Raw genomic sequence first — 24,471 nt, forward strand, 5'->3', positions numbered from 1 at the left:
TACGGGCGTACTGCTGGACGGGAGCGAACATGTGGAACCCGACGCAGTATCTGGCCTTCGCCGACCACCGGGGCCGCCCTTACGGAGAACTGTTGGCGCGCATCGACTCCGAGCGTCCGCGGCGAATCGTCGACCTCGGCTGCGGCCCCGGCAATCTGACCGCGGGACTCCTCGCGCGGTGGCCCGACGCCGTCGTCGAGGCGACCGACAACTCGCCGGAGATGGTGGCCGCCGCGCGGGAGAACGGCGTCGACGCGCGCCGGCAGGACGTGCGCGACTGGCGCCCCGAGCCCGAGACCGACGTCGTCATCTCCAACGCCACCCTGCAGTGGGTCCCCGAGCACCGCGAACTCCTCCTCCGGTGGGTCGGCGAACTCGACTCCGGTGCACACCTCGCCTTCCAGGTCCCGGGCAACTTCGAGGCACCCTCACACCGGGCCATCCGCACCCTGGCGCAGTCGGACAGATGGCGCGAAGCGCTCTCCGACATCGACTTCCGCGGCGGCGAGACCGTCGACGACCCTGCCGGTTACGCCGCGTTGCTCTCCGATGCGGGCTGCGCTGTCGACGCCTGGGAGACGACCTACGTCCAACAGCTCCGGGGCGAGGACCCGGTACTGGAATGGGTCACCGGCACCGCGCTCACCCCGATCCGATCGGCGCTCGACGACAACGGCTGGGAGGCGTTCCGGTCCGACCTCGCGCCGCTGCTGTCGGCGGCCTACCCCCGGCGTCGCGACGGCACCACGTTCTTCCCGTTCCGCCGGGTCTTCGTGGTGGCACGCACCGGTGCGGGAGAGGTCAGATGATCGTGATGCCGGCGTCGGCCATCTCCGCGACCGCGTCGGCCGAGGTCGCCGGTGCGACACCGGCGATCAGATCGGTGAGCACTCGCACGGTGAAACCGGCGGCCAGCGCATCCATCGCGGAGGCCCGCACGCAGTAGTCGGTCGCGATCCCGACCACGTCGACATCGGTCACACCGAGTGCCCGCAGGGCGTTGACCAGCGCCGAACCGTCGTCGGTGGAGCCCTCGAACATCGAGTACGCAGGCACGCCCTGTCCCTTGCGCACATGGACGTCGACCGCATCGGCGACCAGATCAGGGTGGTACTCGGCACCGGGGGTGCCCGCCACACAGTGCACCGGCCAGGTGATCTCGAAATCGGGCTCCGAGGTGGTCGCGAAATGGCCGCCGTTGTCGTTGTCGGCATCGTGCCAGTCCCGCGAGGCGACCACGACGTCGTACTCGGCGTCGACGAGGTACTCGGTGACACCGCGGGCGACCGCGGCGCCGCCGGTCACGCCGAGGGCGCCACCCTCGGTGAAATCGTTCTGGACGTCGACGATCAGCAACGCGGTGACCATCACCCGATCCTACGGATGACGATCCCAGAGTCCGGGTCTACGGCCGACGGTGCCCGAGGGCCGCCCTCCGTAGGCCACGGGCGACGGTGCCCGAAGGCCGCCCTCCGCAGGCTACGGGCGGACGCTGACCACCTGCGGGTCGTGGTCGGAGGTCTGACCGGCGAACTCGGCGTTGAGGTGCACCACCTGATAGCGCGCGCGGGCGCGCAGGTCGGCGCTGACCACGATGTGGTCGAGCACCTGCGACACCCCGGAGTAGACGTAGGTGTACTGCGCTGCGCGCGGCAACGTGGTGATGAGGTCGACGAGTCCCGTTCCGCCCCCGGTGAGGGTGCGGACGGCGGGACTGAACTGATAATCGTTGAGGTCGCCGGCCACCACGATCGACGCGCGCCGGTCGACCGCCTGCAGGCTGCGGATCCACGCGTTCTCGACGCGCGCCTGGGCGATGCGCTGGATCTCGGAGCTGCGCGACGGCGGTTGGAAGCGCCCGTCTGCCGACTGATCGCCACCCTTGGAGGCGAAGTGGTTGCCCACCACGAAGACCGTGCGGCCACCAAACACGAACTGCCCGACCAGAGGTTTGCGGCTGTTCGCCCACGCCGGATCGGTCGGGGCGATCCGACCCGGTGACACCGACAGCTCCGCGCCGCCTCGGCCTCGCTGCGCGACGGTGCCGGTGGTCGCTGTCGCCGCACCTCGATCGACGAATGAGACGCGAGAGGAGTTGAACAGGAACACCGTTCGGATGTTTCCGCCGGGCTGCCCGCCGTCGGCGTCGTTGCTCGGGTCTACCTCACGGTGGTCGTACCTCGGACCGCCCGCGGCGGCGATCGCGGCGACGAGGGTCGAGATCGTGGTGTTCGCGGCGGTGGTGCCGTCGTCGGTGGCGCCCGAGTTGTCCTGCACCTCTTCGACGGCGACGATGTCGGGGCTCGCGAGGTTGGTGACGATGCCGCGAGCGAGAGCCGAGTACTTGGTGGCCGGGTCGCGCGGGGCGAGGTTCTCGACGTTGTAGGTCGCCACCGACAACTCCGACGCGTCCGGTCTCGACGCGACCGTCGGGGTGAGCCCGCCGGCGATCACGGCGGGCAGCGTCGGTGCGGCGATCGTGAAACCGCCGAAGCTCGACCAGTCCACCTGGCCGACAACGGGACCCGCGAACCTGTCGCCGACGTTCATCCGGGGCTTGGCCCCGTCGAGGGCGGAGACCTTCACCCGCCCGGTCGGCAGGTCGTAGCTCGTCAGCAGCGCGCCGCCGTGGATCGTCCGTTCGGCGTTCGGCTTCGAGGTGATGTAGACGTCGCCGTAGGTGTTGCTCGGCGCGATGATCGCCGGCGACGGCACCGACACCCGCTCCCCCTCATGCGATTCCCAGAACTCCTGGGCCGATCGCGCGGGTACCGCTCGGCGGATCTGCTCGATGTCACCCGGTATCGGCGGCGCGAAGCGGGACGGCACCGTCGACGGCGAGATGGTCACCGGGGCGGGAAGCGGGTTACCCGACGACACCACCGTCACCGTCGGCGCCGTCAACTCGGTGACGCTGAGATCGGTGACGTTCGCCGCCGCGCGGTACTCGGTCACCGTCCCCGCGACGGTGACGGCGTCGCCCGCCTTCACACCCGGCGCGGCCGAGCCCGTGAACACGAAGATGCCGTCGGAGGCCGACCGGTCACCCGCACGATCGCGACGGTCGGGTGTCGCCGACTGCATCCAGAAACCGCGTGGGGATCCGGTGCGCACCCCCGTCACCACTCCCGGCACCCCGGTGACCGCCCGGCCGACCAGCGGCGAGGTGAACCCCGGCCCCTGTATCTCGCCGATGGTCGTCGGTGTCGGCGTGGTCGGTGTCGGGGGCTCGGCGGAGGCGACCGCCCCGGGCACGAGAGCGGTCACGATCGCCAGGGCGAGTGGCGGGATCAGGCGGGTCAGGCGCATGGTCGAGAACATTAGCCTCGCCAACTACATCGAGATGAACACGCGGAGAACGCAACACCTCACCCGCTCGATGCGACGTCCGACGAGGTCAACCGCGCGTGGGCGGATCCATCCGATCGGCGGCGACCTGCTCGAGCGCGGAGGTGAACGCCTGGGCGGGTTGGGCACCGGAGATCCCGTACCGACCGTCGAGGACGAAGAACGGGACGCCGGCGATGCCGTGGGCTCGAGCCTGGGCGATGTCTGCGTCGACCTCGGCGACGAAATCGTCACCGGCCAACGCGTCGAGCACTGCCGCCCGGTCGAGCCCGACCTCGGCGGCGAGATCGGCGAGCTCGTCGGGGCGGCCCAGATGGCGCCCCTCGGTGAAATACGCCGCGAACAGCCGTTCGGCCAGTTCGCGCTGCCGCCCGACGGTTCTCGCCAGGTGCAATGTGCGGTGGGCGAGCCGGGTGTTGGTGTGGCGCAGGGCGTCGAAGTCGTAGGCCAACCCCTCGACCGCGGCGAGCTGAGTCATCTCGTCGAGCATCTGCTCGACCTGCGCCGGCGACATCCCCTTGTGCCCGACCAGGAAGTCGACCTCGGACCCGTCGAAGTCGGTCGGGGTGTCGGGCGCCAGTTCGTAACTGCGGTACGTCACCGACACGTCGTCCCGACCCGCGAACGCGGCGAGACCGGCCTCGAACCGGCGTTTGCCGATGTAGCACCACGGACAGGCGATGTCCGACCAGATCTCGACCGCGATGGGGTTGCTCATACCGGGGTCAACCACGACGTGCGAGCCGGGATTCCGCCGTGGTCAGCGACGCGGGAGCAAGGGCGTCGAGATCGGCGCCTGCGGCGCAGAGGTGATCGACGACCGGCCGGTGCGCAGGTACTCGACGATCGCGGCATCTACCACCGGGTTGGATCGCCCGAACTGGGCGTGGTCACCGCCGCCGACGGTGATCAGCTGCGCCCGCATCCGGTCACGGTGCACCAGTGCGCCGCGGTAGGGGGTCTGCGGATCGCCGACGCTCTGCAGCATCAGCGGCGCGACGGCGAGGCCCCGGTTGGCGATCGCGACAGGTCGTGCGACCGGCGCGGCACCGGAACACGCCAGACCGGATTCGTAGAGGTACCCGGGCCCGGTGTACGGGTCGCCGATGACGAAGGAGTCGAGCAGTGACGCCGGGGCCAGCCGCGGATGGGCGGGCACCGCGTTCTCGTTGCACAGCAGCAACGTCTGCATCTGCTGGGAGTTCGCGATGACCCTCTGCAGGTTGGGCGGGAGCTTCGCCGCGGGCTTCGGTGCGGCGATGATCCGTTGCGCCACGAGCGGCCAGTCGTTGCGTGACGGCGAGGCGGCGCGGGTGAGTATCAACAGGTTCGAGGCGTTCTGCGACTTCCCGGTCGTGAGGCTCGCGACGAGGTTGTCGAAGTATGCGCGGGTGGCGGGAGTGAGCCGGCCGGCGAGATAGGCGTCGAACGCGTTCTTCAGCGCGAGAGGGGTGTCGCCGACCTGCGCGGGCGGGGGCCCCAGCGACGGCGGCACGCCGGCTTCGGCCACGACCTTGCGGCTCCATTCGCGGTACACCGCCAGCGGCGTGCGACCGAGGTGGTAGGTCGCGTCGTGTGCGGCGATCCAGGCGAACAGCGCGCGGGTACGCGCCTTGTACGGCTCGGTCTGCGCGGTGAGCAGGGTGTTCCAGACGAGACCGGGGTCGACCGCCGAATCGAGGATCAATCGATCGGTGTGCTGCGGGAACAGCGTCGCGTAGGTCGACATGAGGGTCGTGCCGTAGGAGATGCCGAGCAGGTTCACCCTGTCACCGAGACCCAACTGCGCACGGGCCGAATCGATGTCGCGTGCGGTGTTCTCGGTGGTGATGTACGCGGTTCCGCCCGGGGTGCGCGCGTCACACGCCCGACGGACCACGGCGCCCGCGAGAAGGATGCTCGCCGGGTTCGTACCCGAGGTCGGAGCGCACTCGACCGGATTGGCGTCGATGAGCCCTCGCGGCTGGATAGCGACGAGGTCGTAGTCGTCACGCAGCGCCGCCGGGGTCGCGAGCTGGCTGAACATGGGGATGCCGTCGCCCCCGGGTCCGCCCGGATTGCCGATCAGCACGCCGCGCCTGCTCGCCGGATTGCGGGCGGGGAGCTTCGAGACGGTGACGGTGATGGCGCCCGCAGCTGGGCGCGCGTAATCGCGCGGTACGCGGATCGTGGTGCAGACCGTGTCGGCCGATGCCTCGTGGATCGCGGGGCACGCACCCCACACCGGTGGGGCCGCCGAGGCGACCGGGGAACCGATCGCCGTCGTCAGCGTCGCGACGGCCGACCCGACAACGAGGGAGGAGGCGATGCGCACGCGACGCCGAAGATGAGTCACGCGAACAACCTATGCGATGTCCCTTTCGCCCGCATCCGGAAACCGCTACAGCCGGGCCTCGGTACGCGCGAGGGTGCGCCGCACGCAAATCCTCTGACGACATCGACCCACGCTGAGAACAACACTCGCGTCGGGCTGTCCGACTTGCGACTGTCGGGTCATGGTCGTCATCACCCACGCCGGGCCGTCAGCACCGGTCATCAGCGCCGACACCGCGGTCGCAACCGGTCCGCTCCCGCGACCGAGCCACCCCGGCCGATGGCAGCGGCACCGATGGACCGTCATCCGGGTGTTGTCGCCGGTCGTGTTGCTCCTCGTCTGGCAGATCGGCAGCGCCCTGCGCATCATCCCCGAACGCATCCTGCCCGCACCGTCGCTCATCGCCGACGCCGGCGTCGAGCTCGTACGCAACGGCGAACTGGCCGACGCGCTGGTGGTGTCGGGGACGCGGGTGGTCGAGGGGCTCGTACTGGGCGGACTGATCGGCGTCGCGCTCGGCGCGCTCGTCGGTCTGTCGCGCATCGCCGAGGCGACCGTCGACCCGCCGCTGCAGATGCTGCGCGCCCTCCCCCACCTGGGGCTGATCCCGCTGTTCATCCTGTGGTTCGGTATCGGCGAGACGCCGAAGATCCTGCTCGTCGCGCTCGGTGTCGCATTCCCGCTCTACCTCAACACGTTCTCCGCGATCCGCCAGATCGACCGCCGTCACCTGGAGACCGCCACCGTGCTCGGATTCTCCTGGCGACAACGCTTCTCGCGTGTCATCCTGCCCAGCATCGCGCCGCAGCTGCTCGTCGGGTTCCGGCAGTCGCTGGCCATCGCGTGGCTCACGCTGATCGTCGCCGAGCAGATCAACTCCGATGCCGGACTGGGTTTCATCATCAACCAGGCCCGCGACTTCCTCCGCGTCGACACCATCATCTTCGGACTCGTCGTCTACGCCCTGCTCGGCATCATCACCGATGGCATCGTGCGCATCCTCGAATCCCGTGCCCTGCGTTACCAGGCCGACCGGTGACGGCCACCGACACCGCCGTCGCATCGCTGCGCGGCGTCGGCAAGTGGTACGGCGACCATCAGGTGCTGCGCGGCGTCGACCTGACCGTGACACGAGGCGAGATCGTCGCGCTCGTCGGACGATCCGGCTCGGGCAAGTCCACCATCCTGCGTGTGCTCGCCGGCCTGTCCGACGACCACAGCGGTGACACCCATGTCGCCGGCCGACCGGCGGTCGCGTTCCAGGAACCGCGTCTGTTCCCGTGGCGCAGCGTGGTGGAGAACGTCTCCTACGGACTGAATCCCTCCGGCGTGACCGGGCCGCCCGCCCTGCGAGCCGCCGAGGCGACGCTGGTCGAGGTGGGTCTCGACGACAAGTTCGACGCGTGGCCGGTCACCCTGTCGGGAGGACAGGCGCAGCGAGCCGCCCTGGCTCGCGCATTGGTCGGTGAGCCCGAATTGCTGCTCCTCGACGAGCCTTTCGGCGCACTCGACGCCCTCACCCGACTGACGATGCAGTCGTTGCTGCTCGACCTGTGGCAGCGACACCGGTTCGGTGTCCTGCTGGTCACCCACGACGTCGACGAGGCGGTGGCCCTCGCCGACCGGGTCCTCGTCCTCGACGACGGCGCGATCGTCGACGAGGTCGAGGTCGACCTGCCCCGCCCCCGCGACCGCGGGACATCGGGATTCTCCGCGCTGCGGGCGCACCTGCTCGACGCGCTCGGCGTCCGCTGATCCATCCCCGCTCGACCGAAAGGCCCTCATGCTGTTCGTTTCCCGTCCCCGCTCGCGTCGTGTCGCGACGTCGCTGCTGACACTCGTCGTCGGAACCACCGCGCTCGCCGGATGTGTCTCACGTGAGTCCGACACCGGCTCGGCCGCGGCGCCGTCGACGGTGGACGCGAGCCAGTTGTCGTCGGTCACCCTCGACGTCGGCGACCAGAAGGGTGGGACCCAGGCCCTGCTCGAGGCCTCAGGGCAGCTGACCGGCGCCCCGTACCGCGTGTCGTTCTCCACCTTCACCTCAGGTCCGCCGCAGGTGGAGGCGGCGACCGCAGGGCGCATCGATTTCGCCGTCACGGGGAACACCCCGCCGATCTTCGGCGCCGCCGCCGACGCCCGGATCAAGGTCGTCAGCGCGTACTCCAACGACGCGAGCGGAGACCAGATCCTCGTCCCGAAGACCTCGACCGCACGAAGCGTCGCCGATCTGCGGGGCAAGCGGATCGCGTTCGGCAAGGGCAGTTCGGCCCACGGGCACCTGCTGTTGCAGCTGACGAAGGCCGGTCTGACGCCGGCCGACGTCCAGCTCGTCCCGCTGCAGCCCGCCGATGCGCTCACGGCGTTCACCGCGGGACAGGTCGACGCGTGGGCCATCTGGGACCCGTTCACCGCGATCGCGCAGCAGCAGACCGGCGCCCGCACGCTGACCACCGCGCAGGGCGTCGCCAACGGCTACGGGCTGGGGATAGCGTCCGATCAGGCGCTGGCCGACCCGGCGAAGAACACCGCGCTCGCCGATTTCGTGTCCCGACTGGCCAGGGCGTCGGCGTGGGCGAAGGCCAACCCACAGGAGTGGTCGGCCAAGTACTCGGCGGCGGTGAAGATCGATCCCGCGGCCGGCGAGCAGGCCCAGCGACGCAGCCTACGACCGGCTGTCGCACTGGATCAGACCGTGATCGACTCCGAGCAGAAGCTGTACGACGCCTTCGTGGCGGCGAAGCAGATCCCCGCCGGGAAACCGTTCTCCGACTTCGTCGACAACCGCTACAACGCCGGCGTGAAGGAGGCCACCAAGTGAGCGCACGTGTCTTCTGGTTCCTGCCGACCGCCGGCGACGGCCGTTCGATCGTCGGCGCCTCGCACGCCTCGTCGCATCGCGTCCAGCCCGTCGGGTTCCGGCCGCCCACCCTGCGGTACCTCACCGAGGTGGCCCAGGCCGCCGACCGCCTCGATTACGAAGGTGTCCTCACCCCGACCGGAACGTGGTGCGAGGACGCGTGGTTGACCACCGCGGCACTGCTGCAGGCGACCCGTCGGTTGAAGTTCCTCGTCGCCTTCCGGCCCGGACTCACGCCACCGACCCTGGCCGCACAGCAGGCGGCCACCCTCCAGCGGATGTCGGAGGGCCGGTTGCTGCTGAACATCGTGACCGGTGGCGACGACGCCGAGCAACGTCGCTTCGGCGACTGGGTCGACCACGACCGCCGCTACGCACGCACCGACGAATTCCTCGATCTGGTGCACCGCATCTGGACGCAGGAGTCGGTCGACCACTCCGGTGAGTTCTACCGTGTCGCCGACGCGAGGGTGTCGAACGCACCGGACCCGTTGCCGGAGTTCTGGTTCGGCGGATCGTCGGACCCCGCCCTGTCGGTCGCGGCCCGTCGGGTGCAGACCTACCTCACGTGGGGTGAACCACCGGCCGACGCCAAGGCGAAGATCGATCGGGTGAAGGCGCTGGCCGCCGCCGAGGGCCGTCGGCTGCGCTACGGCATCCGGCTGCACACCATCAGCCGCGACACCTCCGCCGAGGCGTGGGCCGTGGCACAGAAGTTGCTCGACGAACTCCCGGCCGACCAGATCGCGAACGCCCATCAGCTGCACTCGTCGTCGCAGTCGGAGGGTCAGCGCCGGATGGCCGCCCTGCACGGCGGACGCACCGATTCGCTCGAGATCTACCCCAACCTGTGGGCCGGCGTCGGTCTCGTCCGCGGCGGGGCGGGCACCGCACTCGTCGGGTCGCACGAGGAGGTCGCGAACCTCATCGGCGAGTACCACGACGCCGGGTTCACCGAGTTCATCCTCTCGGGCTACCCGCATCTCGAGGAGGCCTACCACTTCGCCGAGGGCGTCCGACCGATCCTCGACCGCCGCGGCATCACCGCCCCGGCGGCCCCGCGCGCGGCCTGAACCGACCTACCGCGACCGTCCCTGCCCCACGCGATCGTTGCGACGGTCGCCGGAGGCGGAAACGGTCGCGTGACCGGTGACGAACTGCACATGTGACCGATGTCGTATTCCGTTCACGACGGGATCGGCGTGAAGTGATGTGTATGAACGGGATACGGCACGAGCGGATCATCGACGAGAAGCGACGACTACGTGTCGTGCGGTGCTGGTACGCGCTGCATCTCGTCGTGATCGTCGCGGTGATCCTGGGTCTGCTCATCAGAAACGGTCCGCCCGCGAGTTGGGGATTCGCGGTCGGACTGGGCCTGTGGTTGGGCACCTTCGCGACATCATCCGTCCTGCTCCTGACGGTCGGTCTGCTCGGTGTCTACGAGAAGACGTCCACTGTCGTGACCGTCAAAGGCCTTGCGGCGTCGATCGCGGTTGCAACCGGATTCCTGCTCTACGGACTCGGCATCATGTCGACGCCGATCCTTGCCGTGATCGGAATCGTGCTTCGGCTCGTGGTCCTCACGATCCAGCGTGCCCTCGGAGTCCGCCGCATCGTGACCGAGCCGGTGACGCGACCTGCGGCCTGAGAACTCAGAGACCGTCGTCCCACTGGACGAGCTCGACCTGCACATCGCTGAGTCGGACGGTGGCGTTGCGGCCCGTCGGCACGCGGGTCGGGGGCGTGACGACCCGTTCGATCTGCGGGCGCAGCGCCGACAGGGTCTCGTCGAGATCGTCGACGAGCCAGGTGATCTGCGTGTCGCGCACGGCGGCGAGCGCGTCGTCATCACCGGCCACGATCACGGTGTCGTCGGTGATCATCACCTGCAACCCACGGTCGGGCAGGGCGAACCGTCTGTGCCCGGTCGCGGTGACCCCGAGCAGTTCGCGGGCGGCGAGGTGGGCATCGAGATCGGTGGTGTAGATCCGAGCGAACGACCGCAGGATGGGCATGGGTCCGACGGTACGGCTCACAGCGCCCGGGCTCCCACCCCCGACAACGCCGAAGGCCGGCCACCGCGAACGGTGACCGGCCCTCGAACATGAGTTGCGTTGCGCGACTCGGGTTCTGAGTTATCTCAGAAGCCCATGCCGCCCATCTCGTCGCCGCCCGGCATGGCCGGGGCAGCGTTCTTCTCCGGCTTGTCGGCGACAACGGCCTCGGTGGTGAGGAACAGAGCCGCGATCGAGGCTGCGTTCTGCAGCGCCGAGCGGGTGACCTTCACCGGGTCGTTGATGCCGGCGGCGAGGAGATCCTCGTACACGCCGGTGCCGGCGTTGAGGCCGGTGCCCAGCGGGCTGTTGCGGATCTTGTCGGCGACGACGCCGGGCTCGAGGCCCGCGTTGAACGCGATCTGCTTGGCCGGGGCCTCGAGCGCGACGCGCACGATGTTGGCACCGGTGGCCTCGTCACCCTCGAGCGACAGACCGTCGATGGCCGGCTCCGACTGCAGCAAGGCCACGCCACCACCGGCGACGATGCCCTCTTCGACAGCGGCCTTGGCGTTGCGCACGGCATCTTCGATGCGGTGCTTGCGCTCCTTGAGCTCGACCTCGGTCGCAGCGCCGGCCTTGATGACCGCGACGCCGCCGGCCAGCTTGGCCAGACGCTCCTGCAGCTTCTCGCGGTCGTAGTCGGAGTCGCTGTTCTCGATCTCGCCACGGATCTGCGAGACACGACCGGCGATGGCGTCGGCGTCGCCGGCACCCTCGACGATGGTGGTCTCGTCCTTGGTGACGACGACCTTGCGCGCGGTGCCGAGCAGCTCGATGCCCGCACCCTCGAGCGAGAGGCCGACCTCTTCGCTGATGACCTCGCCACCGGTGAGGATGGCGATGTCGGCCAGCATGGCCTTGCGACGGTCACCGAAGCCGGGGGCCTTCACGGCGACCGACTTGAAGGTGCCACGGATCTTGTTGACCACCAGGGTCGAGAGCGCTTCGCCCTCGATGTCCTCGGCGATGATCAGCAGCGGCTTGCCGGCCTGGATGACCTTCTCCAGCAGCGGCAGCAGGTCCTTGACGGTCGAGACCTTGCCCGAGACCAGCAGGATGTAGGGGTCCTCGAGGACCGCTTCCTGACGATCGGCGTCGGTCACGAAGTAGCCCGAGATGTAGCCCTTGTCGAAGCGCATACCCTCGGTGAGCTCCAGCTCGAGGCCGAACGTGTTCGACTCCTCGACCGTGATGACGCCTTCCTTGCCGACCTTGTCCATGGCCTCGGCGATGAGCTCGCCGATGGACGGGTCGCCCGCGGAGATACCGGCGGTGGCAGCGATCTGCTCCTTGGTGTCGATCTCCTTGGCGGATGCGAGGAGCGACTCGGTGACGGCCGCGACGGCCTTCTCGATGCCGCGCTTCAGACCCAGCGGGTTCGCGCCGGCCGCGACGTTACGCAGACCTTCACGAACGAGTGCCTGGGCGAGAACGGTTGCGGTGGTGGTGCCGTCGCCTGCGACGTCGTCGGTCTTCTTGGCGACCTCCTTGACGAGCTCGGCACCGATCTTCTCGTAGGGATCCTCGAGCTCGATCTCCTTGGCGATGGAGACGCCGTCATTGGTGATGGTGGGGGCGCCCCACTTCTTCTCCAGAACGACGTTGCGACCCTTGGGTCCCAACGTCACCTTGACTGCGTCGGCGAGGGCGTTGAGTCCCCGCTCGAGGCCGCGACGGGCCTCTTCGTCGAACGCGATTTGCTTGGCCATGCGAAGTGATCCTCCGATAGGGGGTGACACTGAAGTTCGTTGGCCGGACTCGGTGCCCGCGACGGACGACCGGGGGTGTCAGTGAAGACCCGATCTCACCGTTCCGACCTGGCACTCCCGGTTCGAGAGTGCCAACCACGTTTTTAGCACTCGCCTGGGTCGAGTGCAAGGTCAGCCGAACTCATCCGCCCACCGCGAATCCAGCGGGAACACGGTCGTTACCGTCGCTACGGTTGCCCCATGACCTCTTCCGCGCGCCCGTTCCGGTTCGGCCTCAACCAGCCCACCATCGCCGACCGTGCGACCTGGCTCGACGACGCTCGGCGCATCGAACAGCTCGGCTACGACATGCTCCTCGTGCCCGACCATCTGGGGCTCCCGAGTCCGTTCCCCGCACTGGTCGCGGCGGCCGGCGTCACCGACCGGGTACGGCTAGGCACCTGCGTCCTGAACGCCGGCTTCTACAACCCGACGATCCTGGCGCGCGACGTGGCCACCACCGACGTCGCCACCGGTGGACGGATCGAGTTGGGACTCGGGACGGGTTACGTCAGGTCCGAGTTCGAGAGTGCCGGCATCCCGTTCGAGTCGGCGGGCACCCGCGTCGCACACCTGCGCACCACCGTCGAGACGGTCTACGACCTCATCGAGGGCGAGTCCTACGCGCCGCGCCCCACCCAGCCGCACATCCCGCTTTTCCTCGCCGGCAACGGCGACAAGATGCTCCGCCTTGCCGCCGAGCACGCCGACATCATCGGCTTCACCGGTGCCAGTCCCGATCGCGACGGGACGATGTCGCTGAACTCGGCCGCCGACATCGACGAACGGGTCCGGTTCGCCCGTGATGCCGCGGGAGCGCGAGCCGACGACATCGAATGGAACCTGTTGGCACAGGCGGTCGCGATCACCGGCGATCGCGAGCGGCGCACCCAGGAACTGCACGCCGAGTATGCACCGAACCTGTCCGCCGAGGAGTTCGCCGCGTTGCCGACGGTGCTGGTCGGTACCCCGTCCGAGATCGCCGAGAAGCTCGTCGGTGTCCGGGAGCGGACCGGGATCAGCAACATCACCGTGCTGGGGCGTGCGCGGGAGGATTTCGCCGAGGTCATCGCCGAACTCCGCTGAGATCCGGCTCTGAGCGCGTCGCCGCGGCTCATACGACGGTGCTGATCCGCTCAGTGCAGAATCTCAGCGGCGTCGGGTTCCTCCCCAGGTGGTCTCGCGTCCACAGATGAGGTCCGGTGACGAGCCTGCGACGATTGTGGCCGCCGCGGGGCACCGACACTGCTCGTCGTGCGAGATCTGCCGCTCCTCATCACACCCCCGGGTGGAGTCGTGTCACGCGCGCAGCTGATCGCGATCGGAGTCGACGACGCCTCCGTCAGACGCCTGATTCGGACCGGTGAGCTGCACCGACTACGACCCGGCTGGTTCGCGAGTCCGTGGGCCGACCCCCAAGTTGTCGAGGCCGTCCGCGCGGGCGGGGTGCTGACGTGTCTGGCTGCGCTGCGACGCCATGGGCTGTGGGTTCCGGAGGACCGACGCAGACTCCATGTCCGGGCGGCACACCGTGGCAGCCGGATCCCTGACGCATGCCGACTCCACGGCCCGATCCCGCCACCGACCTCGGCCGTCGACGATCTCCTGTGCGCGCTGCGTCACGCGGTTCTCTGTCTCGATGCCGAGGGACTGGTCGTGCTCTGCGACTCGGCTCTGAACACTCGCCTGGCCACCGGGGAGGAACTGGCCACGGCACTGTCGGCGGCACCGTCACGAATCCGTTCGCTTCTCGATCGATGCGACCCGGCGGCGCAGTCGGGAACCGAGACGATGGTGCGGCTGCGTCTGCGGTCGCAGAACATCGCGGTGACAGTCCAACCACTCATCGACGGTGTCGGGTTCGTGGATCTCCTGGTGGGTGAACGCCTCGTCATCGAATGCGACAGCCTCGCCCACCACACCGGCCTGGACGGCTATGAGAACGACCGAGCGCGCGACAGGACCCTCATCGCTCTCGGTTACCTTCCGATGCGGCTCAGTTACCGCCAGATCGTGCACGAGTGGCCCACCTGCAACCGGGCGATCCTCGACGTGGTCCGCCGGGGTGACCACCACTGACCGAGAATCTGCACTCAGCGACGCGGCATCCCGTGGAGAGACTTGCCGACGCGCTGAATGCAGGATCCCAGCCGCTTCAGGCCAGGCCCCACTCCTTCGCGAGAAGCTCGTGGGAGCGAAGGCGGTCGTCGAAGCCATGGGTGACGCTCGTGACCACGAGTTCGTCGGCGCCGGTGGCGGCAGCCAGGGTGCGGAGTTGCTCGGCGACCGAGGCCGCGTCGCCCACGAACTGGGTGCGGACACGATCGTCGACGACGGCCTGCTGCGACTCGGTGAGCGGTTCGGTGACCGCGGGGTCGGGATACGGCACGGCGCCGCCACCGGCGCGGATGCTGTGCACCCACGGCCCGAAACTCGAGGCGAGCTCTCGCGCGGTGGCGCCGTCGTCGGCGACGACGACATCGGCCGAGACCACCACGTAGGGCTCGGCGAGCGTCGCCGACGGGACGAAGGCGTCGCGGTAGGCGGCCACGGCGTCGAGCGCTGTCGACGGGGTGATGTGGTAGCTCGCGACGAAGGGCAACCCCCGTGCGCCCGCGACCTGGGCGCTCTGTCCCTTGCTGCTGCCGAACACCCACACCTCGACGTCGGCGTGCTCACCGGGCACCGCCGAGAAGTGCTCGCCGCCGACCTCGAAGGTGCCCTCGAGCAATGCGAGCACGTCGTCGACGGCCTCGGCGAAATCGGGTTGCTCCGCGGGAGGCGGTAGCAGAGCGGTCGACGCCGCGGCCAGCCTCGGCGATCCCAACAGCTTCGCGATGGGGAACGGCGCGGGAACCAGCACCCCGTCCACGACGCGCTCGACCGGGGCCGGCGCGGCCGACGGCGGTGCCGTGGCGCCGGTGGACCGGGCTTCGGTCCGCCGCTGACCCGACCGGCCCAGCCCCAGATCGAGGCGTCCCGGATGCAACGCGTCGATCGTCCCGAACGCCTCCACCACCGACACCGGCGTGTGGAAACCGACCTGCACGGCCGCCGCACCCACGCGGATGCGGTCGGTGGCCGCGGCGACGAGCGCGATCGCGGTCGGTGTCGACGAGCTGGCCACGGCGACGAAGTGATGCTCGGCGAGCCAGAAACGTTTGTAGCCCAGGCTCTCCGCGTGCTGCGCGAGTCGCACCGAGTTCCGCAGCGCATCGGCGGCGGTGTCTCCCTCGGAGATCGGCGACAGGTCCAGCACCGACAACGGGATGGCGGTCATCGCACGTCTTTCTTGTCGCTCTGCGAGATCACCGGGGTGCGCGAGGGCGGCCACACCGAATGCGCATCGGGGTTGAGCGCGGCGGCGGCCGCGAGTAGGTCGATCGCCCGCAACCTCGCCGGCCACGACGGGCGCAGGGCACCGATGGAGACAGACATGCAACCAGTGAGCGCCGGCACGACCGATCGCGCGACCGTTGCGCTCACCGTGATTTGTTCTCCGCGCGAACGGAATCGTCACCAGCACCCTGGGGGTTGATCCCACAACAGCCGCAACCAGGAGGTGAGGACCGCGTGACCGCGAGCCCCGAGCATTCGATCCACATCGCCGTCGCGCTGGGCGGTGCGGGCCGACACCCCGCGGCCTGGCGCCTCGAATCGGCCCGACCCACCGAGCTCACCGGCGCGCAGTACTGGATCGATCAGGTGCGCCTCGCCGAGCGCGGGCTGCTCGATCTGGTGACGCTCGAAGACTCGTTCTCCCTGTCGGACTCCTCGTCCCTCTCGAATACGCCGGCCGCGACCACCGACGGACGCGTGGACCTGGCCGTGGGACATCTCGACTCGACCCTCGTCGCGGCCCGCCTCGCGCTCGCCACCGACCGCATCGGGTTGATCCCGACCGCGGTCACCACCCACACCGAGCCGTTCCACGTCTCGAAGGCCATCGCGAGTCTCGACCACGCGTCGCACGGTCGCGCCGGCGTGCGCCTGCGGATCTCGAACCGCCCCGACGACACCGCCCTGTTCGGGCGCCGTCCCACGGCCGAACCCATCCCCGACCTGCTCGCCGAGGCCGCCGACCACGCCGAGGTGCTGCGCCGCCTCTGGGACAGCTGGGAGGACGACGCCGAGATCCGCGACGTCGCGACCGGTCGTTTCGTCGACCGCGACAAGCTGCACTACATCGATTTCCGGGGAGAGTTCTTCTCGGTGCGCGGGCCGTCGATCACACCGCGACCGCCCCAGGGTCAACCGGTGATCGCCGCACTGAGCCACACCGCCGATGTCCACCGTTTCGTCGGTACGTCGGCCGATCTCGCGTTCGTGACCCCCACCGACGCCGCGGACGCACACCGGATCGTCGCCGAGATCGACCACGCACGGGTCGAGGCCGGACGCGACGACGCCGTGCGCGTGCTCGCCGATCTGACCGTGTTCCTCGGCGACACCCGCGACGACGCCCGGGCGCACCGCGACCGACTCGACGAGTGGCTCGGCACCGAGTTCACCGACGACGCCACAGTGGTCGTCGGTACCCCCGCCGATGTCGCCGACCGGATCGCCGAGCTGGTCGATCCCGACACCGGGGTGGCCGGTGTCCGCCTCCGACCCGGGGCCGTACCCACCGACCTCGAGGCGATCGTGGCCGGCGTCGTCCCGGAACTACAGCGTCGCAACCTGTTCCGCACGGAGTACACCGAGACGACGCTGCGCGGACATCTCCGACTCCCCCGCCCCGCCAACCGCTACGCAGGACTGGTGACCACGTGACCACACGCAAGCAGGTCCATCTCGCCGCCCACTTCCCGGGCGTCAACAACACCACGGTGTGGAGCGATCCGGCGGCGGGCAGCCACATCGACATCGAGTCGTTCGTGCACTTCGCGCGCACCGCCGAACGCGCCAAGTTCGACTTCCTGTTCCTCGCCGAGGGGTTGCGACTGCGCGAGCAGAACGACCAGATCTACGACCTCGACGTCGTGGGCCGCCCCGACACCTTCACCGTGCTCGCGGCGCTCGCCGAGGTCACCACCCACCTCGGCCTCACCGGCACCATCAACTCGACGTTCAACGAGCCGGTCGAGGTCGCGCGGCAGTTCGCGAGCCTCGACCACCTGACCGACGGGCGGGCGGCGTGGAACGTGGTCACCTCGTGGGACGAGTTCACCGGGCAGAACTTCCGCCGCGGTGGCTACCTCGCCAAGGACGACCGCTACACCCGTGCACGCGAATTCCTCGACGCCGCGCAGCGGCTGTGGGATTCGTGGCTCGACTCCGACATCGTCGCCGACAAGGCCACGGGCCGGTTCCTCCGCCGACCCGACGCCGGCGCGTTCTCCTACGCGAGCAGCCAGTTCGACATCACCGGTCGGTTCTCGGTGCCGCGCAGTCCACAGGGGCGCCCGGTCATCTTCCAGGCCGGCGACTCCGAGGAGGGTCGGGACTTCGCGGCCGAGACCGCCGACGCGATCTTCTCGCGCCATTCGACGCTCGAGGCCGGTCAGGAGTTCTACGCCGACGTGAAGGGCAGACTCGCCCGGTTCGGTCGCGAACGCGACGAGCTGCTGATCCTGCCCGCGACGACGTTCGTCATCGGCGACACCGACGCCGACGCCGCCGACCTCGCCCACGAGGTACGGCTGGCGCAGGTCAGCGGTCAGACCGCGATCAAGTTCCTCGAGCAACTGTGGAATCGCGACCTCTCCGACCACGACCCCGACGGCCCGTTGCCCACCGTCGATCCGATCCCCGGCGAGAACACCGTCGCGAAGGGGCGGGCGAGCGTTCGCATCCACCGCGATCCGCGGGATGTCGCAGCGGAATGGCGGCAGCTGGCCGAGGCGAAGAAGCTCACCACGCGGGAGCTGATCGTGGAGGTCACCGGTCGTCAGTCGTTCATCGGATCGGCGGAGACCATCGCCGACACCATGATCGAGTTCGTCGAGGCCGACGCGTGCGACGGATTCATCCTCGTCCCGCACATCACCCCCGGCGGTCTGGACCGCTTCGCCGACGAGGTGGTGCCGATCCTGCAGGAGCGCGGGGTGCACCGCGAGGACTACACCGGCGACACGTTGCGCGACCATCTCGGTCTCGCCGACGTGCGACCTCGCGTGGAGGCCTGACCCCGATTCAGGTGGTCTGCTCGCGCAGGTCGGCCATGATCTCCCTCGTGGGACGATCGACGATGTCGGCGAAGTCGTCGTGCTTGCGCAGGTAGGCGGCGAACAGCGGGCACACAGGCACCACGCGGGTTCCGTTGTCGCGCATGGCCTCGAGCGCGCCGCGCACGAGCAGCGTGCCGAGCCCTCGGCCACCGAAGGCCTCGTCGACCTCGGTGTGGAAGAAGATCCGCTGGGCGCGGCCGTCGTCGTCGGTACGGTCGCGGTACAGCGCGAAGCCGACCACCGACGAGGTGCCGTCACCGGTGTCGACGGAGATCTCGAATCGCTGCATCGCGGGGTTGTCGGCGATCTCGGCCTGGGCTCCGGACTTGTCCAGCGGCATGGTCATTCGCCTTTCGGAGTTCCGACGTGCGGCGCCGGGTTGGCGCGCGGTCGCAGTGTGGTGGTGGGCATCTCGGGTGCCGGTATGCGCGGGTGCGGCCCGACGTATCCCTCGACGGTCCCGAAGCGGGGGTCGCCGGCCTCCCACTGTGCGCGGTAGGAGGCGATCTCGTCGTGGGTGCGCCCGACGAAGTTCCACCACATGATGATCTCCTCGGTGAACGGCTCACCCCCGACCAGCAGGACGCGCCCCGGCTCGTCGGATCTGTTCTCCACGACGACGGCGGGCGATCCGCCACCGACGTAGCCGAGTTCGCCGATCGCGAGCGGCGCGGCCTCGACGGCGATGTCGCCCCGGTCGCTGAGCACGCCGTGTTCGTGGGTGGGGTCGACCACCAGCGTCACCGTCGAGCGCGCGGGGAGCACGATCTCCGCGCCGACGAGCGCGGTCGCGGTCCGCACCGGCGACGACGCCCGTACGTTCTCGTCGCCGATCGTCATCCCGACCTCGCCGAGGAACACCCTCATCTGCGCCTCGGCGATGGTCACCGGTTCGGGCGCGAAGTGGTCGAACCCGTGGTCGTCGTCACGGACGGCGTCGGGCAGGGCCAGCCACAGCTGCGCGCCGTGCAGGATCGTCGTGGCGGGGGTCGAGACCTCCGAGTGGCTGATGCCGTGCCCGGCCGACATGAGGTTGAGCTCGCCGGGCCGCACCATCGCGTGGACGCCCGCGGAGTCGCGATGCTCGATCTCGCCGGTGAACAACCAGCTGACGGTCTGCAGACCGGTGTGCGGATGCGGTGCCACGTCCATGCCGGCCGATGTCGACACGTCCTCGGGCCCATAGTGGTCGATGAAGCACCACGCCCCGATGAGCGACCGTTGTCGTTGCGGCAGGGTCCGACGGACACGCATCGCGCGGGGACCGCCCAGCGGCACGTCTCGGGCGGTGATGACCTCCACCCCGCCGCGCGGATCGGCGACACACTCCTGGGACACCGGGTGCTCCTCGAGATTGCTCATCGCCGTCCATCCGTTCGCGCTCGCACGTCTATGTTGATGCGTGAGCGAACGATACGCCGGTGGTCTCACCTGCGGCGTGCGCCCGCCGAGTCACGCACAGGAGCCACGATGGACCACGCGCACGTCTACATCGACAAGCAGTCGCCCGAGGCGTATCGGGCGCTGGGCGGTGTCGCGGCGGCGGTGTCGGACACCGCGCGGGACGCCGACCTCCCGCGCATCCTGGTGGAGCTGATCAACCTGCGCGTGTCGCAGATCAACGGGTGCGCGTTCTGCCTGGAGTTGCACTCGCGCCGGGCGATCGCCGCGGGCGAGACGGTGCAGCGGATCGCGACGCTGCCCGCCTGGCGCGACACCGAACTGTTCGACGACACCGAGCGGGCCGCACTTCTCCTGGCCGAGACGGTGACGACATTGCCGTCCCACGATCTGCAGGAGATCGACTACGAGCGGGCCCGCGCGACGCTCACCGACGACCAGATCTCCGCGGTCATCTGGGTCGCCATCGCCATCAACGCCTTCAACCGCGTGTCCATCCTCAGCCGACACCCCGTCCGGCAGTGACGGACCCCGCGTCGTAGATCCGGTAGCTCGGCAGCACGAAATCCTTCCCGGCGCGCGAGAGGAGTCGATGCTCGACGCGTGATCGCACCGCCGGTATCGCGAGCAGCCTGTGGGCGGCGCGCAGCACCCGCAGTCCGGCCCCGGTCCGCGGCATGACGGTGCGAGGTCCGCCCGGCGGTGGGGTCTGCACGGTCTCGGCGTACGGACGGATGATCCGTTCGTAGGCGTCGAAGGCCCTTCGATGGTCGATCCCGGAATCAGTGCGGGCGGCGTCGAGTTCACCGGCGAGGACATACGCGCCGACGAGCGCGAGCGTGGTCCCCATGCCGGTCGGGCCCCCCGCCCACGCCGCGTCGCCGACGACGATGACGCGTCCGCGCGAGTAGGTCGGCAGCACCACCTTGTCGGTGCGTTCCATGTAGAACTCCTCCGGCGCCGCGGCGAAGCCGTCGAGGATGCGGTCGGTCTCCCACCCGACACCGTCGAACCGCGCACGCAGGACCTTCATCTGTGCGGCGTTGCCCAGGCGATCGAGGCCGAGGTCCGGCGCGACGAAGCCGAGGTTCGCGCGGACGGTGCCCGTGTTGTCGGGACGGAGACCGACCATCCGGCTGTCGAGTGCGGTCATCCAGCGCCACCAGTCGTCGTCGGCGGCGGTCCGCGCGATCGTGCCGTAGGCGATGTAGAGCCCCCGGCTGATCGTGCCCACCTCGTCACCGAACACGAGGTCGCGTGTGGTGGAGTTGCGGCCCTCGGCCACCACGACGAGGTCGAAGTGCTCCCGCGTGCCGTCGGCGAACTCGACGGAGACGCCGGTGTCGGGGTCGTCGTCGAGCGCCGCGACGTACGTCCCGTACCGGTGCTCCACCGAACCGTCGGTCAGGCCGAGCAGGATCTCGGAGAGCTTCCCGCGCAGGATTTCCAGCTCGGCTGTCGGCCCGTCCTCGCCCTCGAGGGTGGGCAGCTCGGCGTAGGGCTCACCGCGATGGTCGTGATAACGAATCCCCACCTCACCGGTCCCCGCTGCCTTCACCTCGTCACCGATCCCCATCGCGCGGAGCACCGCATGACCGGAGTCGCGGATGTCGATGTTCTGTCCGGCCTCGCGCATGCGCGGTGCCCGTTCGAGCAGGGTCACCGCGAAGCCGGCGCGATGCAGGGCCCACGCCTGCGCCGGCCCGCCGATGCTCCCTCCGGTCACCAACACCCTGGGCCAATCGCCTGTGTGTGGTCGTCGATCGTCCATGTCCATCTCGTCCTCCGTCGCCGTTAAGATACCTAGACAATCTAGCAATCAGATGAACTGATCACCATATTGACTACACAGCGAGCTGGTGGTGGGATGTCTTCCATGCCGACCCCAGATCACCCCCACGGGGACCACTCCTACGGGGACCTCGATCCGGCGACCGTCGCCGTCCGCGATCTCGTCGGCGCCTCGCGCGAACTCGTCGGGCGGATGGCCGACCGCATGGGGATGAACCCGAACGACATGTCGGCGATCGCCGCGCTCGCTCAGCGCGGACCGATGGGGGTGGCCGAGCTGGCGGCACACCTGGGGATCCGGTCGGCCTCGGCCACCGTGCTGGTCGACCGTCTCGAGCGCGCCGGGCACGTCGAACGCGTCCGCGACACCGTCGACCGGCGCCGCGTGTCGGTGATCGAGACCCCCGCGGCGCGGCAGGCCACCCACGCGGCCTGGAGTTCGACGATCGGCCGCATCGACGACGTCTGCCGGGCACTGCCCGACGATGAACGCGAGGTCGTGCTGCGATTCCTGTCGGCGATCACCGAGGCGACCGCGGACAGCGGAAACGACTGAGCTGCGCTGTTATTCGGCCAGGCTGTTATTCGGCAAGAACGCGCGCCGGCGCCATCGCCAGTACATCGGCGACCAGGGAATGCGCGAAGGCCTCGTCGGCGTGCAACCCGAACACCACGTGGTGGTACAGCGGCGCCACGATGTGGTTGAGCACCTGCGCGACGGTGGGGACGGACTCACCGCGGTCGGCGGCGCGGGCCAGCATCTGACCGGCCTGCGCGTCGCGGATCTCCCAGCACGGGCACTCGCCCGGGGTCCCCTCCCGCGCACTCACCATCGCGCGCAGGTAGACGATGCGTTCGGGACGGGTGATGTCGGTGACGATGATGCCCGCCCATGCCTCGAGGTCGCCGCGGATGGAGCCGGTGTCGGGCATGGGCTCGTCGCCGGTGAGCGCCGCGACGGCGACCTCTTCGAGAAGCGCCGCGACCCCACCCCAGCGGCGATAGATGCTGGTCGGGTTCACCCCGGCCCGTTCGGCGACCTGCGGGACGGTCAAGGTGTCGCGATGACCCTCGCTGACCAGCGCGCCGACCGCCGAGTAGACGTCGGCCTGCACGCGCGCGCTGCGACCACCGGGGCGTCGGGCGGAGGTGCGAAGGGAGGTCATGTCTGCCATTATTGCAAATCGACTGGCTTTAATTCGACGACCGGTGCTACCTTCTCAAAAGCAACAATCATTGCTTTAAGCGAGGAGTGACGACATGCAGCGACGGATACCGCGGTCGGTGGCCTTCTGGCTGGTCGGCCTGACCTCGACGGTGGTGCTGCTGGCGTCGGCCGCCCCGTCGCCGCTCTACCCCGTCTATCAGCAGTTGTTCGGATTCTCGGCGTTCACCCTGACCATCGTGTTCGCGGTGTACGTGGTCGCACTGGTGGGGACCCTGCTCACCGTCGGATCGATCTCCGACCACATCGGGCGACGACCCGTCCTCGCCGGTGCCATCGTGCTGCTGATCGTGAGCATGGTGGTGTTCCTGACCGCCGACGGCGTCACGATGCTCATCGTCGCCCGCGTGCTGCAGGGTCTCGCGACGGGCGCGCTGGTCGGCACCGTGAGCGCCGCGCTCGTCGACCTCGCCCCAACCCCGCATCTGGGGTCGATGGTCAGCACGGCCACCCCGCCCCTGGGGCTGGCGACCGGCGTGGTGCTCGCGGGCGTGCTGGTGGAGTACGCGCCGCTCCCGCGGGTGATCGTCTACGTCGTCCTCATCGTGGCGCTGGCCGTCCTGCTGACCACGATCGCGTTCCTGCCCGAGACCTCACCCCTGCTCGGGTTCACCTCGAGAACGCATGCGCTGGGGACGATCTCACCGAGTATCGCCGTGCCACCCGATGTGCGCCCGACCTTCTTCTCGGCGGTCCCGGCGATGCTCGCGACGTGGTCTCTCGGTGGGCTCTACCTGTCCCTGGGCTCGTCGATCACAGCTCAGATCCTCGGTGTCGCCAACCATGCGACCGGTGGCGCCATCCTGTGCGCCTTCTTCGGCAGTGCCGCCCTCGCCTCCACGGTCGCCTCCCGCGCGTCGACCACGATGAAGCTCGTCGTCGGCTACAGCGCGCTCGCGGGCGGGGTCCTGATCTCGATGTCGGCGGTCCTGGCCGAGTCGGCGCCGGTGTACGTCGTCGGCTCGATCCTCGCCGGGATCGGTTTCGGCACAACGCTGCTGGGCATCATGTCGGAGATGGCGAGGGCCAGCGCACCGTCGCAGCGCGCTCAGGTCTTCGCGGCGGTGTTCGCGGTCTGCTACACCGCGTTCAGCGTGCCCGCGGTGATCGCGGGCATCGTCACCGTCCACGCCGGACTGCGCGCCACCGCGGTGGGCTACGCGATCTTCATCGTGTCGCTGATCCTCGCGGCGGCGATCGCCGCCGTGGTGCTGCGCGACCGCGGCGAGCAGGCCTCAGGCCCGGGCGCGCTCGGCGGCCTTCGGGGTGACGACGCCCTTGTCGACGGCCTTGGTCACCCGCTTGCGGGAGAAGCGGCCGACGCCGGTCAGGATGCGCGAGAGGATCGTGCGGCGCCCCTTGCGCCGTTCGAGTCGGGCGCCCGCTGACAGGCTGAGCCGGGCGACGAGCGGCAGCGCGAACGCCACCAGCAGGTAGCGGTAGATGTAGCGACGCGCCAGCAGCGGGATCATGGGTCTCCTCGAGGTGTGTGGGTGTTCCCCTCTGACAGTGCCCGTGCGTGGTCCCGCGAACCCTCGGCTGATCATCACAGAA

The 24,471-nt window shown here is 69.4% G+C and carries 25 protein-coding genes; 13 read left to right on the plus strand and 12 right to left on the minus strand.

The genetic code is table 11. The features are described from left to right. The first annotated feature begins 29 nt into the window (after positions 1-29). Positions 30-809 (plus strand): trans-aconitate 2-methyltransferase, encoded by a 780-nt coding sequence (locus tag ACLBW1_RS10830; RefSeq protein WP_447811830.1) that lies wholly within the window; start codon positions 30-32, stop codon positions 807-809. Here ACLBW1_RS10830 and ACLBW1_RS10835 read toward each other — a convergent pair. The 4 genes from ACLBW1_RS10835 to ACLBW1_RS10850 form a co-directional block, all read right to left on the minus strand. Then, a complete protein-coding gene (locus ACLBW1_RS10835) occupies positions 802-1,368 on the minus strand; it encodes an isochorismatase family protein (RefSeq protein ID WP_447811831.1) in 567 nt (188 codons plus the stop codon). The genes ACLBW1_RS10830 and ACLBW1_RS10835 overlap by 8 nt on opposite strands. Before the next feature lie 111 nt (positions 1,369-1,479). Beyond that, the gene (locus ACLBW1_RS10840; RefSeq protein WP_447811832.1) at positions 1,480-3,309 is read right to left on the minus strand and encodes an endonuclease/exonuclease/phosphatase family protein; all 1,830 of its coding nucleotides are present in this window, start codon (positions 3,307-3,309) and stop codon (positions 1,480-1,482) included. 88 nt (positions 3,310-3,397) lie between these two features. Then, positions 3,398-4,066, minus strand: coding sequence for a DsbA family oxidoreductase (locus tag ACLBW1_RS10845; protein ID WP_447811833.1), 669 nt, complete (start codon positions 4,064-4,066; stop codon positions 3,398-3,400). Positions 4,067-4,108: 42 nt separating this feature from the next. Next, positions 4,109-5,683, minus strand: coding sequence for an alpha/beta fold hydrolase (locus ACLBW1_RS10850; RefSeq protein ID WP_447811834.1), 1,575 nt, complete (start codon positions 5,681-5,683; stop codon positions 4,109-4,111). A 160-nt stretch (positions 5,684-5,843) separates the two neighbouring features. On the opposite strand from ACLBW1_RS10850, the gene ACLBW1_RS10855 reads away from it, so the two are divergent. The 5 genes from ACLBW1_RS10855 (at position 5,844) to ACLBW1_RS10875 (ending at position 10,173) form a co-directional block, all read left to right on the plus strand. Then, entirely contained in the window at positions 5,844-6,701 is an 858-nt protein-coding gene (locus ACLBW1_RS10855; protein ID WP_447811835.1) for an ABC transporter permease, read from the plus strand. Then, positions 6,668-7,417, plus strand: coding sequence for an ABC transporter ATP-binding protein (locus ACLBW1_RS10860; RefSeq protein WP_447812158.1), 750 nt, complete (start codon positions 6,668-6,670; stop codon positions 7,415-7,417). The genes ACLBW1_RS10855 and ACLBW1_RS10860 overlap by 34 nt, the downstream gene beginning before the upstream one ends. A 28-nt stretch (positions 7,418-7,445) precedes the next feature. Then, complete coding sequence (locus ACLBW1_RS10865) at positions 7,446-8,483, plus strand: ABC transporter substrate-binding protein (RefSeq protein WP_447811836.1); 1,038 nt, start codon at positions 7,446-7,448, stop codon at positions 8,481-8,483. After that, on the plus strand, positions 8,480-9,595 hold the full coding sequence (locus ACLBW1_RS10870) for an LLM class flavin-dependent oxidoreductase (protein WP_447811837.1): 1,116 nt from the start codon (positions 8,480-8,482) through the stop codon (positions 9,593-9,595). The genes ACLBW1_RS10865 and ACLBW1_RS10870 overlap by 4 nt, the downstream gene beginning before the upstream one ends. A gap of 143 nt (positions 9,596-9,738) precedes the next feature. Continuing rightward, the gene (locus tag ACLBW1_RS10875; RefSeq protein ID WP_447811838.1) at positions 9,739-10,173 is read left to right on the plus strand and encodes a hypothetical protein; all 435 of its coding nucleotides are present in this window, start codon (positions 9,739-9,741) and stop codon (positions 10,171-10,173) included. A gap of 4 nt (positions 10,174-10,177) precedes the next feature. Here ACLBW1_RS10875 and ACLBW1_RS10880 read toward each other — a convergent pair whose 3' ends face one another. Next, the gene (locus ACLBW1_RS10880; protein ID WP_447811839.1) at positions 10,178-10,540 is read right to left on the minus strand and encodes a VOC family protein; all 363 of its coding nucleotides are present in this window, start codon (positions 10,538-10,540) and stop codon (positions 10,178-10,180) included. 125 nt (positions 10,541-10,665) lie between these two features. Next, on the minus strand, positions 10,666-12,291 hold the full coding sequence (gene groL, locus ACLBW1_RS10885; RefSeq protein WP_447811840.1) for a chaperonin GroEL: 1,626 nt from the start codon (positions 12,289-12,291) through the stop codon (positions 10,666-10,668). 240 nt (positions 12,292-12,531) lie between these two features. Here groL and ACLBW1_RS10890 point away from each other — a divergent pair, with 240 nt between their 5' ends. Both ACLBW1_RS10890 and ACLBW1_RS10895 read left to right on the plus strand, forming a co-directional pair. Then, positions 12,532-13,416 carry a TIGR03621 family F420-dependent LLM class oxidoreductase gene (locus ACLBW1_RS10890; protein WP_447811841.1) on the plus strand — a complete coding sequence of 295 codons (885 nt, stop codon included), beginning with the start codon at positions 12,532-12,534 and terminating at the stop codon, positions 13,414-13,416. Between the two features lie 168 nt (positions 13,417-13,584). Next, positions 13,585-14,409: a type IV toxin-antitoxin system AbiEi family antitoxin domain-containing protein gene (locus ACLBW1_RS10895; protein ID WP_447811842.1), complete on the plus strand. Its 825-nt coding sequence runs from the start codon at positions 13,585-13,587 to the stop codon at positions 14,407-14,409. 76 nt (positions 14,410-14,485) lie between these two features. On the opposite strand, the gene ACLBW1_RS10900 is transcribed toward ACLBW1_RS10895, so the two are convergent. Continuing rightward, positions 14,486-15,610 (minus strand): LLM class flavin-dependent oxidoreductase, encoded by a 1,125-nt coding sequence (locus ACLBW1_RS10900; protein WP_447811843.1) that lies wholly within the window; start codon positions 15,608-15,610, stop codon positions 14,486-14,488. Then, complete coding sequence (locus tag ACLBW1_RS10905) at positions 15,607-15,768, minus strand: hypothetical protein (RefSeq protein WP_447811844.1); 162 nt, start codon at positions 15,766-15,768, stop codon at positions 15,607-15,609. The genes ACLBW1_RS10900 and ACLBW1_RS10905 overlap by 4 nt, the downstream gene beginning before the upstream one ends. 135 nt (positions 15,769-15,903) lie before the next feature. Between ACLBW1_RS10905 and ACLBW1_RS10910 the strand changes: the two genes are divergently transcribed. Both ACLBW1_RS10910 and ACLBW1_RS10915 read left to right on the plus strand, forming a co-directional pair. Next, positions 15,904-17,103 (plus strand): LLM class flavin-dependent oxidoreductase, encoded by a 1,200-nt coding sequence (locus ACLBW1_RS10910; protein WP_447811845.1) that lies wholly within the window; start codon positions 15,904-15,906, stop codon positions 17,101-17,103. Continuing rightward, the gene (locus ACLBW1_RS10915; protein WP_447811846.1) at positions 17,100-18,458 is read left to right on the plus strand and encodes an NtaA/DmoA family FMN-dependent monooxygenase; all 1,359 of its coding nucleotides are present in this window, start codon (positions 17,100-17,102) and stop codon (positions 18,456-18,458) included. Before ACLBW1_RS10910 ends, ACLBW1_RS10915 begins: the two co-directional genes overlap by 4 nt. Before the next feature lie 7 nt (positions 18,459-18,465). Here the strand turns inward: ACLBW1_RS10915 and ACLBW1_RS10920 are convergent, their stop codons facing one another. Both ACLBW1_RS10920 and ACLBW1_RS10925 read right to left on the minus strand, forming a co-directional pair. Next, entirely contained in the window at positions 18,466-18,846 is a 381-nt protein-coding gene (locus ACLBW1_RS10920; RefSeq protein WP_447811847.1) for a GNAT family N-acetyltransferase, read from the minus strand. After that, positions 18,843-19,862, minus strand: coding sequence for a pirin family protein (locus ACLBW1_RS10925; RefSeq protein WP_447811848.1), 1,020 nt, complete (start codon positions 19,860-19,862; stop codon positions 18,843-18,845). Before ACLBW1_RS10925 ends, ACLBW1_RS10920 begins: the two co-directional genes overlap by 4 nt. 108 nt (positions 19,863-19,970) lie before the next feature. On the opposite strand from ACLBW1_RS10925, the gene ACLBW1_RS10930 reads away from it, so the two are divergent. Continuing rightward, positions 19,971-20,426, plus strand: a complete 456-nt coding sequence (locus tag ACLBW1_RS10930) for a carboxymuconolactone decarboxylase family protein (RefSeq protein WP_447811849.1) — start codon at positions 19,971-19,973, stop codon at positions 20,424-20,426. Here the strand turns inward: ACLBW1_RS10930 and ACLBW1_RS10935 are convergent. Next, the gene (locus ACLBW1_RS10935; protein WP_447811850.1) at positions 20,401-21,627 is read right to left on the minus strand and encodes an FAD-dependent monooxygenase; all 1,227 of its coding nucleotides are present in this window, start codon (positions 21,625-21,627) and stop codon (positions 20,401-20,403) included. The genes ACLBW1_RS10930 and ACLBW1_RS10935 overlap by 26 nt on opposite strands. Before the next feature lie 150 nt (positions 21,628-21,777). Here ACLBW1_RS10935 and ACLBW1_RS10940 point away from each other — a divergent pair, with 150 nt between their 5' ends. Next, positions 21,778-22,248, plus strand: coding sequence for a MarR family winged helix-turn-helix transcriptional regulator (locus tag ACLBW1_RS10940; RefSeq protein ID WP_447811851.1), 471 nt, complete (start codon positions 21,778-21,780; stop codon positions 22,246-22,248). A gap of 25 nt (positions 22,249-22,273) precedes the next feature. Here ACLBW1_RS10940 and ACLBW1_RS10945 read toward each other — a convergent pair whose 3' ends face one another. Then, the gene (locus tag ACLBW1_RS10945; RefSeq protein ID WP_447811852.1) at positions 22,274-22,858 is read right to left on the minus strand and encodes a TetR/AcrR family transcriptional regulator; all 585 of its coding nucleotides are present in this window, start codon (positions 22,856-22,858) and stop codon (positions 22,274-22,276) included. 94 nt (positions 22,859-22,952) lie between these two features. Between ACLBW1_RS10945 and ACLBW1_RS10950 the strand changes: the two genes are divergently transcribed. Further along, complete coding sequence (locus ACLBW1_RS10950) at positions 22,953-24,305, plus strand: MFS transporter (RefSeq protein WP_447811853.1); 1,353 nt, start codon at positions 22,953-22,955, stop codon at positions 24,303-24,305. The last annotated feature ends 166 nt before the right edge of the window (positions 24,306-24,471 follow it).

The organism is Williamsia sp. M5A3_1d, assembly GCF_053345315.1.